The organism is Psychrobacter sp. Marseille-P5312, assembly GCF_900291405.1.
Taxonomy (GTDB): Bacteria; Pseudomonadota; Gammaproteobacteria; order Pseudomonadales; family Moraxellaceae; genus Psychrobacter; species Psychrobacter celer.
The window spans coordinates 2982638-2995357 of sequence record NZ_OLML01000001.1; the positions used below are offsets into that span (position 1 = coordinate 2982638).

The following is a 12720-nucleotide window of genomic DNA, read 5'->3' on the forward strand; positions in this document are numbered from 1 at the left end:
AGGCTATTTTAGTTAGTGGTGCTGTTCGGGCTCTGAAAGTCGGTGAATGCCATTGCATTGAGGCGATCCAAGTCCTCTTGGGTATCGACCCCAGCCGGCAGATGACACGCTGCGGTCGCGATAGCAATATGGCCACCGTTTTCTAGTACGCGCAGTTGTTCCAGACTCTCTAAGGTCTCAAGCGGGGTCTGTGGCCAATGTACAAACTGCTGTAGTAAGCTCACGCGGTACGCATAAAGCCCCAAATGCCGATAAGCGTTTTTGGGTGGTTGCTTGTTTGGCTCGTCTGCCAATACCACATCACGGTCACAAGGAATAGGCGCGCGGCTAAAATATAGCGCGCGCTGCAGCGCATTGGTATATTGACTGACGACCTTGACCACTGAAGGACGCAAAAAAGTCTCATAATCATCGATCGGCTCACACAAGGTGGCCATGACGCTGGCTTTATCCGCGACCAATAGATCCTTTACTTGTTCTAATAATAAAGGCGGCACCAGCGGCTCATCGCCTTGCATGTTGATGACGATATCCTGATCGGCCCAGCCTTTGATGGCTGCAACTTCCGCTAAGCGATCTGTACCCGAAGCATGCTCGCGGCTGGTCATCACCACCTCAAACCCTGCGTCCATACACACCTGAGCAATGCGCTCATCATCAGTTGCGATACACATGTCATCAGCAAAATGTGCCGCTTGCGCCTTTTCAGCGACCCACAAAATCATCGGCTTGCCATGAATAGCTAATAACGGCTTGCCAGGTAGTCGAGTACTCTTAAAGCGGGCAGGAATCACAATGTGAGTTTTGGCGGCAGCCATAGACGCAGTAGCAGGGTCAATGACAGACTCAATGTTAGACATGGTTACTTCCTTAGCAGATTTGATGTGACGTACCGTCTTATATATTTTTGATAATGGCTATCTTTGATAATGACTGTTTTTAGAGCCGCTTTATTTTTTTGTTTATTTTAGCGCCTGATGAGGCTTGATATCGATATCCAGTCTCTGTAATTGCTCTGTCAATAAGCGGTAGCAATCATCAGAGAGCACGGCGGTGACTGGCAATACCCAGAGCCTACTCACCAGCGCTTGGTAGTCATCATCTAGCGCATTATCAGCCATGGCTTTTGAGAGTAATGCTTTGATTTTTACAGCGTCTTTTGTGGTAACGACAATAGGATGCTGACGATACTGTAGCAGCTCCGCCAAAGTAAAATCATAATGATCTGGATAAGGATGAGCGATAACCTCAAAGCCTAAATCTGTGAGCGTCTCAAAAAAACGCTGCGGATAGCCGATGCCGCTGACTGCATGTACTTGACTGCCTGTCTTTGGCGCTGCCGGATGATCTTGCTGCTCACTTGTCTGTATATCGGCCTTCGCAGCGTTTTGTTTTTGGGTATTCGCCAATGCAGGTGCCCATAAAGGCTGCATGCTGTCCGCTTGCATATACATAAGCAGGCGCTGGTTCGGCTGCTTTTGCTTGCTTGCGTTCTCGGCGGCTGGACTTATCTGTTGCTTGCTATGATACACAACAGTGGCACCCTTAAGCCGAGACAATGGTTCACGTAAAAACCCTGTCGGTAGTAGCTGCTTATTACCAAAACCGCGAGCGATGTCCACGACGATCCACTCTATATCACGCTGCAGTGCATAATGCTGCAAGCCATCATCAGCAATGATCAGTTGCAAGTCTGGATGAGCGGCCAATAACGTGGTGATCGCTTGCTGCCGATTGGGACTGACTGCCATCGGTGCGCCTGTCATATTGACGATCAAACACGGCTCATCGCCGACCACGCTAGGGGTGCTGCTGGCATCGACCAGCGCTGGCATCTGGCTGGTATCGCCGCCATAGCCGCGACTAATCACCCCCACCTTGATACGATGTACCGCTTGTAGATAGCTCACCAACTCAATAATCAGCGGCGTCTTGCCACTACCGCCCACACTGATATTACCGATGACCATGACAGGTATGGGCGCTCGATAGCTGGCAAACACCCCCCATCGATAAGCCTGACGACGCAGCGTGATGATGAGACCATATAGCCAACTAATAGGCAACAGCAGCCATAGCCAAGCGGCTTTGCGTTGCCATGCACGCGTCACTGTCGTCTCAATACTCAAGGCTGGTTGCTCACTTATTCGTTGATTTGAAGCTTTATACGCACTGACGGCTACTCAAAATCGCGGGCATACATCTGGGCATAATGACCTTGCTTTTGCATCAGCTCATCATGGGTGCCCAGCTCTACAAGCTGACCACCATCCAAGACTGCGATACGATCGGCGGACTCAATGGTCGTCAATCGATGAGCAATGACCAATGTCGTCCGGTCTTTCATAACATTATCAAGTGCCTGCTGGATATAGTACTCTGACTCATTGTCCAGCGCGCTGGTCGCCTCATCTAGTATAAGAATCGGTGCATCTTTTAGCAGTGCCCGAGCGATAGACAAACGCTGACGCTGACCACCTGACAGCTGCAGACCTTCAGCGCCGATTTCGCTTTGATAGCCATTTGGCAGCTTCATAATAAAATCATGAGCAAACGCATCTTTGGCTGCTTTTTCTACCTCTGCTTGGCTTTTATTGGCCAAACTGCCATAAGCGATGTTATTAAAAACAGTGGTATTAAATAGCACCACCTGCTGATTGACCATCGCAATCTGCGCACGCAGACTCTCAAGCTTGATATCCTCAATCGGCCGTCCATCCAAGGTAATCTGCCCCGAGGAGGTCGGCAAGGTACGCGTCAACAAATTGACCAATGAAGACTTACCAGCGCCGCTGCGCCCTACCAAGGCTACCGTCTCCCCTGCTCGCACATCCAGCGTAAAGTCGCGCAGCGCTACGGTCGAATCGGGATACACCAAACTGATATTGTCCAGAGATATCTCCCCAGACAACGCTGGGCTGACCGTGCCGGTGTCTTTTTCTTCTGGCTCATCAAGTAGCGCAAAGATGGACTCACCCGCGGCAATGCCTTTTTGCAGTTTTTGATTGACATCGGTCAGGGATCGAACCGGCTTACTGAGCAGTCCTGCCGCGGCGATATACGAGATAAACTCACCGGCAGAGATATTATCGATTACCGATGGTCTAAGGGCCAGCCAAACCACCACCGACATCGCCATGGCCATCAGCAGCTGTACCGCTGGGGTATTGATACTGTTGGTCACGACGACCTTCATACCTTGGCGCAGGTTCTTTTTGGAGGTTTTATCAAAACGCTCGGCTTCGTAAGCTTGACCGCCGTAGTTTTTGACCACCTGATAGCCACCGATGACTTCATTGGTGATATGGCTGACATCCCCCATGGTTTCTTGGATGCCTTTTGACAACTTGAGATAACGCTTGGATGCGATGCGAATCAGCCATAATATGGGCGGCAACACTACAAACAAAATCAAGGTCAAACGCCAATTACTATAGAGCAAAAATCCAATCAGACCAATCACAGTCAAACCATCTCGCAACACCGTTTTCATCGAGTCGGTACTGGCAGCGGTGACTTGCTCGACGTCAAATATCAGCTTTGAGGAGATAGTGCCTGCCGGATTGGCCAAATAAAACGCACTCGGCAAACGCAGCAGCTTATTAAACACCTCCACACGCAGCTCATACACCAAGTTGCGCGACACCAATGCGGAGTAATAGTTACCCAAAAAGCTACCCACACCGCGAACAAAGAACAGACCAATAATAAGCAGTGGAAACAAATCTTGCTTACTTTGGTCATTTTGATTGATGGCATCAGTGATGTATTGCAGCAGTTTGGCAATCCAAATCTCGGTTGCCGCATTGATCGCAAACCCCACAACCGTCAGCAGCAACGCCCACCAGTACGGTTTAAGATAACGTAGCAGCCGCAGCAATGTCTGGTATTTTGGCGTACCTGAGGGCGCAGCCGACTGTTTTTTTGCAGACGGTTCTGTAGCGTTTGATGAATAAGCTTGGCTCATAAAAGCCTCAATTTGGGTGTCATAACATGAATGGACTGCATCTATACTGCACCTTCAAGAACTGCGGCTTCACAGAACTACAGCTTTACAGATAAGTGCGGCATCGAGCACGCCATATATTATTGCGGTAACGATTGGCCAAGCGGCACAACCGTACTGATATTTAGGTTCAAAAACCCCATTTTGCCAGCGACATCCATCACACGCACGACTGATTGATGCGTGGCATTGGCATCTGCCGCGATGACAAAGAGCATCTCACGATTGCTGCCGGCTTCTTGCTGAAGCATACTGGTCAGCTCCGCTTCATTGCTGCTCGCAAGTGTGATGCCATTGACAAGGTAGCTACCATCTTCTTGCACTGCCACTTCGATGGTATTGTTCTGCTCTGTCAGCGCCACCCCTTCTGCCTCAGGGAGAATGATGTTTAAACGGCTAAAATGATTGAACGAGGTGGCCAGCAATAAAAACACGATTAGGAATAATAAACAATCAATCATCGGTGTCAGATTGATTTCAAGGGGCTCGACCGTCGGTTTTCTAAAGCGCATACCATTCTCTTTAATTGACTCAATACCACACTTGGTAGAATACTGATAACGTAGAATACTGATAACCACTGACGCAGATTATGAGGTCATGGCTGCTTCAGCATTGACCTCCCCATGCATAGCAGGCGCTGAGTCTGCCGCGCCCTCTACTGCAGCAGAAGGAAACTGACGCATATCCGCCAAGTTACTATCTGCTAGCAGGTGATAGTCGTATAGCTCTTGAATCATCAAGCCCGCTTGGGTCTCAAACTGTGCATTGATATCAATGATACGGCGCTGAAAATAGCGATAGGCCACCAATGCAGGGATGGCCACAATCATCCCTGCAGCTGTGGTTATCAGCGCTTGTGATACCCCAGCGGCTAGCATCGTCGGGTCTTGCATCGCGCCATCAGTAATTGCCAAAAACGATGAAATAATACCCAGTACAGTACCCAATAGCCCAAGCAGTGGGGCAATCGCGCCGATGGTGCCGAGCATGTTGATGTTTTTTTCTAACTGATGGATTTGCACACTGGCACGGTTTTGCATGTGCATGGTCATCGATTCTAGCCCATACTGGCGATAGAGCAGCCCTGTCGCTAGGATATCGCCTAATGGGGTTTTTTCTTTAACGTTCATCAGCTGAGTGCGGCCGATATCACCGTTTTCACGCAAGCGTGTGATTAGCTGTTCACGCAGTCTGCTTGGAACGATTTTGTTAAACTGTAAGGTATGACTGCGCTCGATAATGATGACCAATGCCAAAATTGAGCACAATACAATCGGCGTCATCAACCAACCACCTGCCTTTACCAACTCCCACATATTACTTCTCTTTTATGTTTTTTTTAAATAGTTGTTATAAAGATGGCGCTTGTTAAGCCTGCGCTTCTATCTGTTTGATCAAAGCGACCAGCTGGTCTTGACTATGAAAAAATATCTCGACACTGCCCTGCCCGTCTTTTTTGTGCTTAAGCTTTACTTCAGCGCCGAGCATATCTGTCAGGCGCTGGGTTAGACGCTCGACGTCACGTGATTGCACTTGCTCAGCACGGCTGACTTTTGGCGCAGGCTGGAGGATAGATTTTACCAGTTTCTCAGCTTCGCGTACCGTCATGCCGCCATCGATGATCTTTTGGGCGATGATCGGCTGCTGCTCAGAAGAGAGCGCCAACAGGGTACGCGCGTGCCCCATATCAAGCGCATTGTTGGCCAAATGATCTTTGACCGTGTCATGCAGCTGGTTGAGACGCAGCAAGTTTGACACAGTGGTACGCGCCTTACCGACTACCTCAGCGATCATCGCATGGCTCATACCAAACTCGGTATGAAAGCGCTGCAGTGCAGCGGCTTGTTCAATCACGGATAAGTCTTCACGCTGGATATTTTCAATCAATGCTAGCGCAATCGCCAGCTCATCAGACAAAGCGCGTTCAATCGCTGGAATGACTGGCTTACCTGCTATCTTGGCCGCACGCCAGCGCCGCTCACCTGCGATGATTTCGTGCGTGACAAAATCCTCACTCTTATCCTCACTGGCCAGTAGTGGGCGAATCACGATAGGCTGCATGACGCCATGCTGCTCGATAGACGACGCCAACTCTGCCAGCGCCGTTTCACTCATATCACGGCGCGGCTGGTATTTACCCGCTTGCAGGCGTTTGACATCGATCTGTACCAAGCTGATTTGATCTTCAAGCGCACTGTTGTCTGTACCTGTGGTACGCGGTTTGGCCGCTGCCTTGTTTGTAGCCCGTGATTTTCGGCCACTGCTATCAGGCGCGCGCGTTTGGGTTTTAGCAGCATCGGTACGCTCAGAGCGAGTCGCGACACTAGGCGCTTTTGCGTTCGTGTTTGATGGCGAGGTATCTGACGTGTCAACGGGCGCAGCATTGCCACGCGCAGCCATATCGTCTTGCAAGGCAGAGGCGGTAATTTGCTTTTCTTTTTTGATTGACCCTAATAAGGCGTCTAAGCCTCGATTGGCCGCCAACCCTCTCTTTTTCGCCATGATTACCTATCCTCTAACACTAAAATAAAAGCCCATTTTTTACAAATGCGGCTTACTCATTACTTATAAATACGATAGTTACTGCTTATCTACTCTAACGCTGGCCACGCCGCGTTTTTAAGCGCTTTGCTTAATCACTTCAGCGGCCAGTTTTTGGTAAGCGCGCGACCCTTTTGACCACCTCTCATACGCAATCACCGGCAGACCATGAGCAGGTGCTTCTGCCAGACGAATGTTTCTGGGGATATGGGTTTTGTACATGATATCGCCAAAATGCGCCTCAAGCTCGGCTGAGACATCGCGTGCGAGTGTGTTACGTGCATCATATAGGGTTCTTACGACGCCGCGTATATAGAGATTTGGATTGAGCTCAGTTAAACGCTCAATAGTCTGCGACAAGTCAGCCAGCCCTTCTAGCGCATAGTATTCGCATTGCATTGGAATAATCACGCCGTCAGTTGCCACCAAAGCATTGATTGTCAATAAATTTAAACTCGGCGCGCAATCGATAATCACATAATCATAAGCCGGTGTGTTGGTAGCGGCTTGCTGCTCTACCAGCGCCGCCATGGCATTTTTAAACAGCTCATGACTGTCTGTTTTGTTCATCAAAGTGATGTCCATACCTGCCAAATCTCGGTTGGCACCAATCACATCAAACCCAGCAGGACTGGAGACAATCGCATCAGTCAGCGAGACGCCATCGAGCAGCACATCAGCGATGGTCAAGGACAGCTCGTTTTTATCGACACCTGTACCACTGGTCGCATTGCCTTGTGGGTCTAGGTCAATCAGCAGGACACGCTTGCGCTTAGCAGCCAAGCTGGCGGTCAAATTTACCGCCGTCGTGGTTTTACCCACGCCGCCTTTTTGATTGGCAATTGCTATGATTTCCATACACTCACTCAATTTTAATAGGATCTATTACGGTTATTCTCTTTTTTACTGACGCTTGCAATCACAACACCCTGCAACCTTGAGACTCATCAATATATGCTATTTGGATATCAAGGTAAACGATGTTTCACGACCACACGGGCTCATAGCTTAGACATTTTTAGCAGACAATTCAATCAAATGACGACTATCATGTAAACGCGGCACTGTTAACTTTATGGTGTCGATACGCCAGTCATGCTCGAGCGCTTGCAGCTCTTCATCGCTTGGCACTTTGCCCTTCATCGCGCACAATCGTCCCTCTGCGGCCAGTCTTGGCTGTGCCACGTGAACAAAATCAATCAGGCTGGCAAAAGCACGCGAGGTCACCACCTCATAACTGGCCTCGTGCGCCTCGATACGAGAAGCAATAGGCTGCATATTATGTAGGCCAAGCTCACTACTGATTTGTTTGATAAAGCGAATTTTTTTCTGATTGCTGTCCAAGGCTGTGCAAGCGCGCTCAGGCTGGCAAATCGCGATAATAACGGCTGGCAGCCCTGCCCCTGTACCGATATCTAACAGTGACCCTGACGGCAAATGCGGTATAATAGCCAAACAATCAAGCACATGCTTGATCAGTGCTTCTTTGGGATCAGTGATGGCGGTGAGATTATACGCCTTATTCCACAATAAAAGCTGATCTAAGTACAATAATAGCGTGCGCTGCTGCGTCTCACTCAAAGACAAACCCAGCTCATTGATCGCTTGTGCCAACGTATCGGCCAGTGCTGGCAGCTGTGTGCCAAGTTTAACAAATCCGGTCGGATCGATAGCGGCATGATCCAAGCTGGTAGATGATGAGGTTTTTTTGGCAGAAGCTGACATAAGGCGCATTATCCAGTTTTGACATGTGAACCGTTTATTTTATCACGCACTCCGCGTATTGAATAGTTGCAGATTGCCCCAATGTGAGACATCTTATACTATCTGCGCAGTCTTTGAGGCGTTATTGTTCTTTAATCATAGCAAACCGCTGAGTATTTACTGCTATCATACGCAGCAAAGACCGCAGCTTTATGATGAAATATACTAAAAAACCAATCGCTCATTTTTAAAGGCCGCATCCCAGACACCGATAATCAAACCACCTCATAGCAACACTTCCCAATCATCAAAAACGCGACCAAACAAGACACTAATGATATGGTAACACCCTCGATTCAGCTGACCGACCCAGCAATAGACACCACCAAAGAACAGACAAAACACGCAAAAAAGGTAACACAGCTGCATCCACGTTTTTTAGAAGTGAAGCAGCACTGCCACCTAAGCGCCGCGCAATTGAAGCGCTACAGCGATCCTACGGCACTGCCAAGCGACACCCGAACTGCCCCTGATTTGGACGTGGGCTTTGGCCAGCAGCGAGCGCTAAAAGCATTGCAAACCGCCCTAGACATCAAGGCCAGTGGCTATCATGTGTTTGCCGCGGGCGAAAACGGTTTGGGCAAACGTACGGTCATCAGCCGTTTACTGACTCGCATCGCTGCCGATGCGCCAACGCCTGATGACTGGGTCTATGTGCATAATTTCGCTGATCCTCGTACGCCGCAAGCATTATCCCTACCTGCTGGACAAGCAGAGATATTGCAGCAGCAGGTGAGTCAATTGTGGCAGCAAGCCAAAAAACGCCTCAGTCAGCGTTTTCGCAGTGATCAATACCAAAGCAAAATAGAAGCCATCAAAAACGCCACCCATCAAAAAGAAAGCCAGGCTTATGATGTGCTCAATGCCGAAGGCAAGCAATACGACTTGGCTTTGACGTTTCGCTCGTTTGATAACAAAGCGGTGTTTGTCCATCCAAGTCAGCTCGCCGCCGATACCGCCGCTGAGCACACTCCCGCCAGCCCTAGGTCAGATAATCCGTACGCCGCAGCCAAGCCCAATGAGACGGCGCATCGTCGTGGCAAGCAAGACGAGATGCTCTCTGGCGATGACGAGTACGAAGCCGAGCTCGACAACTTCGTACAAAAAAACCACATGCAAAAGCGCCTAAGTCAGCTCACCATCGCACTAGAGCAACTAGAAGACGAAGCCAATGACGCCATCGAGACACTGCATCGTGACATTGCACGCCGTGCTCTACAGCCATTATTTGCCCCAGTTTATCAGCAGTTTGCAGCTCAGCCACAAGTCGTCGACTACCTAAAAGCCGTATCTGCAGATATGGTCACGCATGCCGAGCGCATCGTCAATGGCGATGATGAAGAGTTTGTCACAGCAGCGCTGGCCACCACTCCCAGTCGTTATGCGGTCAATGTCATCGTCAGTCACGCGCCAGACAGTGGTGCACCTGTGGTCTTTGAGGATTTGCCGACGCATCTAAACCTATTGGGACATGTCGAGCAAATCACCCAGTTGGGCACAGTCACCACTGACGTCAGTATGATTCGAGCGGGCGCTCTACACCGTGCCAATGGCGGTTACCTGTTGTTGGAGGCCAGTCATTTACTTGAGCATCCTTATGCTTGGCAAGGCCTTAAACGCGCTCTGCAATCACGCAAAATCAAACTCTCTAGCCTTGAGCAAATGCTGACTTTAACGGGTAGCTTATCGCTTGCGCCGTCACCCATTGACCTTGAGGTCAAGGTGATTTTGCTGGGCGAAGCTGACCTATATTACGAGCTTTTGGAGCTTGAGCCTGAGTTTGATGCCGTCTTTAAGGTGCGCGCCGACTTCCACGACGATGTGACGCGCAGCCCTGAGCACGAGTTGGCATTGGTGGCAAAAATGGCTGATATCATCGATCATGCTAGCCTTTGTCCATTCGATCGCAATGCACAGGCGGCGCTGCTTGAGCATTTGAGCTTACAAGCCGAAGACCAAGACCGCTTAAGCTTACACAGCGACTTGTTGATCAAACTGCTGCACGAATCTGATCGCCATGCGCGCTTAGATGGCCAGCATATCGTTGATGCCCATCACGTCATGCAAGCCATTGAGGATATGGACGAGCGCTCAGGGTATCTGCGCGACTTATACTGGGATGAGCTAAAAAACGGCCAGCAGCTCATTCAAACCCAAGGTCATGCGGTCGGGCAAGTCAACGCCCTGACCGTGGTCAGCTATGCCGATAGCGAGTTTGGCATGCCAGCACGCCTCACCGCCGTCATTCAACCCAACATCGGCGCAGGTGAGATTCTCGATATCGAGCGCGATGTGGATTTGGGCGGTAGTCTACATGCTAAGGGCATGCTGATTATGACCAGCTATTTGCGGGCGCTGTTTAGTCAACACCACGCCCTTAACTTTAGTGCCTCACTTGCTTTTGAGCAAAGCTACGCGCAGATCGATGGCGACAGCGCCACGGTCAGCGAAGGCTGCGCGCTGCTCTCAGCCTTAGCAGATGTGCCAATCGATCAGTCCTTAGCCATTACTGGCTCCATGAACCAATTAGGTGAGGTACAAGCTGTCGGTGGCATCAACGCTAAAATCGCTGGATTTTTTGATGCTTGCCACGAGCAAGAACTGACAGGTCAGCAAGGCGTGGTCATCCCTGTTGCCAACGTCCAGCAGCTGATGCTGCGCGACGACATCATCGCTGCAGTCAAAGCTGGTAAATTTCATATCTATGGGGTGCAGAGCCTAAGTGAAGCGTTGACACTGATGACAGGACTGCCTGTCGACACCATGAATAAAAAAGGCCGCTATCGTAAAGACACGTTGTTTGGCAAAGTATTAAATCGCTTACTGCTGTGGGACGAAAACCAAAACGTCGATGATGATATTGAGGATAAAGACGTCAAGCAAACCGGCCAAAAAAAGCGCAAGGCAAAAAAGAAAAAAGACAAGAAAAAAAGACGTCAACATCAAGAAGAGAAAGATGAAAAAGGTAATGACGACTCAAGCGCGGATATCACGACAGCTGATGAGTCGCCTGATATCTCCCAGCCCTGATGGTGACAGGCATCAGAGCATGGGCTGACGACCTGCTACCGTCGTTTACCATGCGTTGCTCATCAATGATAGACACAACATAGCTGTCAAGATAGACGTCAAGCTGCTTTTCTGCCATGATAACCGGCGACGGATTCATTAAAATACCAGCGTTAAAATATTAGCATTAAAATATCCATATCGATTGCGACATTGATTTGTGACTTCATAAAGGTTATCTCTGAATGACTGTACATCATACCCTCACAGATGAGCGAATAGACGAGCAGCGCACGAGCACCGATGCCCCTGCTGCAGAGACTCATCATAATAATCGTCATGGCGCGGCAACCACGGCGCGGCAGTGGCAAGTACTCTCACAGCTACAGCGCAATCGCTGGGTGGGAACGACGCACATTTACGAGCAGCTCAAACTTGCAGGGTTTGACATCAGTCTGCGCACCGTACAGCGCGACCTAAACGCCTTGTCCAAACGCTTTCCCATCGAAAAAAACAACGCCAACCCGCAAGGCTGGCGCTGGCGTGACGATGCCCCGCTACACAGCCTACCGCATATGAATCTATCACAAGCGGTGGCTTTTAATATGGTAGAGGCCAATCTCACCCAGCTATTACCGCCCGTGATTTTAGACGAGCTGTTTCCTTGGTTTGATTTAGCAAGACGACAACTAAAAAACAGTAAAGTCACGCACTCTTGGATCGACCGAGTACGCATTGAGCCTGCTACTCAGCCCTTAATCGCCCCGCACATTGACCTCGAGAGCAAAGACAATCTGTATCACGCGCTTTTTTATCAATTGCAGGTCAAAGCCTGCTACACCCGTAGCAACAAAAATGAGGCCAGCGAATATACGCTAAACCCCATTGCCATCATTCAGCGCGGCGTGATTATCTATTTACTAGCGACCCGTACCGATGACCCAGAAGCCATCATTCGCACCTTTGCTCTGCACCGGTTTGATAGCGTTGAGATTTTAGAGAGTCCGGCACAAACGCCAGAGGATTTTCAGCTTGATACCTATTTGGAGGCAGGCAGTATGGGCTTTAGTCATCCGTTGTTTGTCGAGCTGCCTGAGCGTGGCAAAAACACGGCCATTGAGCTACAATTCACCAAACAAGCTGGAAAGAGTCTGACAGAAAGTAAGCTTAGTGACGATCAAGTCGTTACCGTCAATGATGACGACACCCTAACCATCAAAGCCACGGTCAACCTAACCTCACAGCTGGTTTGGTGGTTACGCGGCTTTGGTAGTGGCCTACTCGATGCTCATCCTGAGCTGCTATATCGAGCCGTCTTGGATAACAGTGCCAATAACGCCACTGATAATAAGCCTGATTAACTGGTGTTATTTTGTCTTAAGCGTTACAGACTCAAA

General features: G+C 49.6%; 10 protein-coding genes. 2 read left to right on the forward strand and 8 right to left on the reverse strand.

The window, feature by feature from the left end:
• Positions 1 to 8: 8 nt before the first annotated feature.
• From kdsB to rsmG, 8 genes are all read right to left on the reverse strand, one after another.
• Positions 9 to 860 (reverse strand): 3-deoxy-manno-octulosonate cytidylyltransferase, encoded by an 852-nt coding sequence (gene kdsB / locus C6W44_RS12775; RefSeq protein WP_105246184.1) that lies wholly within the window; start codon positions 858 to 860, stop codon positions 9 to 11.
• Between the two features lie 102 nt (positions 861 to 962).
• A complete protein-coding gene (gene lpxK / locus C6W44_RS12780; protein ID WP_105246186.1) occupies positions 963 to 2129 on the reverse strand; it encodes a tetraacyldisaccharide 4'-kinase in 1167 nt (388 codons plus the stop codon).
• Positions 2130 to 2179: 50 nt separating this feature from the next.
• Positions 2180 to 3967, reverse strand: a complete 1788-nt coding sequence (msbA, locus tag C6W44_RS12785; RefSeq protein ID WP_105246188.1) for a lipid A export permease/ATP-binding protein MsbA — start codon at positions 3965 to 3967, stop codon at positions 2180 to 2182.
• Between the two features lie 119 nt (positions 3968 to 4086).
• Positions 4087 to 4518 (reverse strand): ExbD/TolR family protein, encoded by a 432-nt coding sequence (locus C6W44_RS12790; protein WP_105246190.1) that lies wholly within the window; start codon positions 4516 to 4518, stop codon positions 4087 to 4089.
• 78 nt (positions 4519 to 4596) lie between these two features.
• Positions 4597 to 5325 (reverse strand): MotA/TolQ/ExbB proton channel family protein, encoded by a 729-nt coding sequence (locus tag C6W44_RS12795; protein WP_226941235.1) that lies wholly within the window; start codon positions 5323 to 5325, stop codon positions 4597 to 4599.
• A gap of 52 nt (positions 5326 to 5377) precedes the next feature.
• The gene (locus C6W44_RS12800; RefSeq protein ID WP_105246192.1) at positions 5378 to 6511 is read right to left on the reverse strand and encodes a ParB/RepB/Spo0J family partition protein; all 1134 of its coding nucleotides are present in this window, start codon (positions 6509 to 6511) and stop codon (positions 5378 to 5380) included.
• Positions 6512 to 6628: 117 nt separating this feature from the next.
• A complete protein-coding gene (locus tag C6W44_RS12805) occupies positions 6629 to 7408 on the reverse strand; it encodes a ParA family protein (RefSeq protein WP_105246194.1) in 780 nt (259 codons plus the stop codon).
• 150 nt (positions 7409 to 7558) lie between these two features.
• On the reverse strand, positions 7559 to 8275 hold the full coding sequence (rsmG, locus tag C6W44_RS12810) for a 16S rRNA (guanine(527)-N(7))-methyltransferase RsmG (protein ID WP_105246196.1): 717 nt from the start codon (positions 8273 to 8275) through the stop codon (positions 7559 to 7561).
• Positions 8276 to 8593: 318 nt separating this feature from the next.
• Here rsmG and C6W44_RS12815 point away from each other — a divergent pair, with 318 nt between their 5' ends.
• Positions 8594 to 11344: an ATP-binding protein gene (locus C6W44_RS12815; protein ID WP_105246198.1), complete on the forward strand. Its 2751-nt coding sequence runs from the start codon at positions 8594 to 8596 to the stop codon at positions 11342 to 11344.
• A 224-nt stretch (positions 11345 to 11568) separates the two neighbouring features.
• The gene (locus C6W44_RS12820; RefSeq protein WP_105246200.1) at positions 11569 to 12684 is read left to right on the forward strand and encodes a helix-turn-helix transcriptional regulator; all 1116 of its coding nucleotides are present in this window, start codon (positions 11569 to 11571) and stop codon (positions 12682 to 12684) included.
• Positions 12685 to 12720 lie beyond the last annotated feature (36 nt).

Coding starts and splice junctions, on each gene's coding strand:
- rsmG (WP_105246196.1), bottom strand. CDS start 8,275: ATGTCAGCTTCTGCCAAAAAAACCTCATCATCTACCAGCTTGGATCAT.
- C6W44_RS12805 (WP_105246194.1), bottom strand. CDS start 7,408: ATGGAAATCATAGCAATTGCCAATCAAAAAGGCGGCGTGGGTAAAACC.
- C6W44_RS12800 (WP_105246192.1), bottom strand. CDS start 6,511: ATGGCGAAAAAGAGAGGGTTGGCGGCCAATCGAGGCTTAGACGCCTTA.
- C6W44_RS12795 (WP_226941235.1), bottom strand. CDS start 5,325: ATGTGGGAGTTGGTAAAGGCAGGTGGTTGGTTGATGACGCCGATTGTA.
- C6W44_RS12820 (WP_105246200.1), top strand. CDS start 11,569: ATGACTGTACATCATACCCTCACAGATGAGCGAATAGACGAGCAGCGC.
- C6W44_RS12790 (WP_105246190.1), bottom strand. CDS start 4,518: ATGCGCTTTAGAAAACCGACGGTCGAGCCCCTTGAAATCAATCTGACA.
- kdsB (WP_105246184.1), bottom strand. CDS start 860: ATGTCTAACATTGAGTCTGTCATTGACCCTGCTACTGCGTCTATGGCT.
- msbA (WP_105246188.1), bottom strand. CDS start 3,967: ATGAGCCAAGCTTATTCATCAAACGCTACAGAACCGTCTGCAAAAAAA.
- C6W44_RS12815 (WP_105246198.1), top strand. CDS start 8,594: ATGGTAACACCCTCGATTCAGCTGACCGACCCAGCAATAGACACCACC.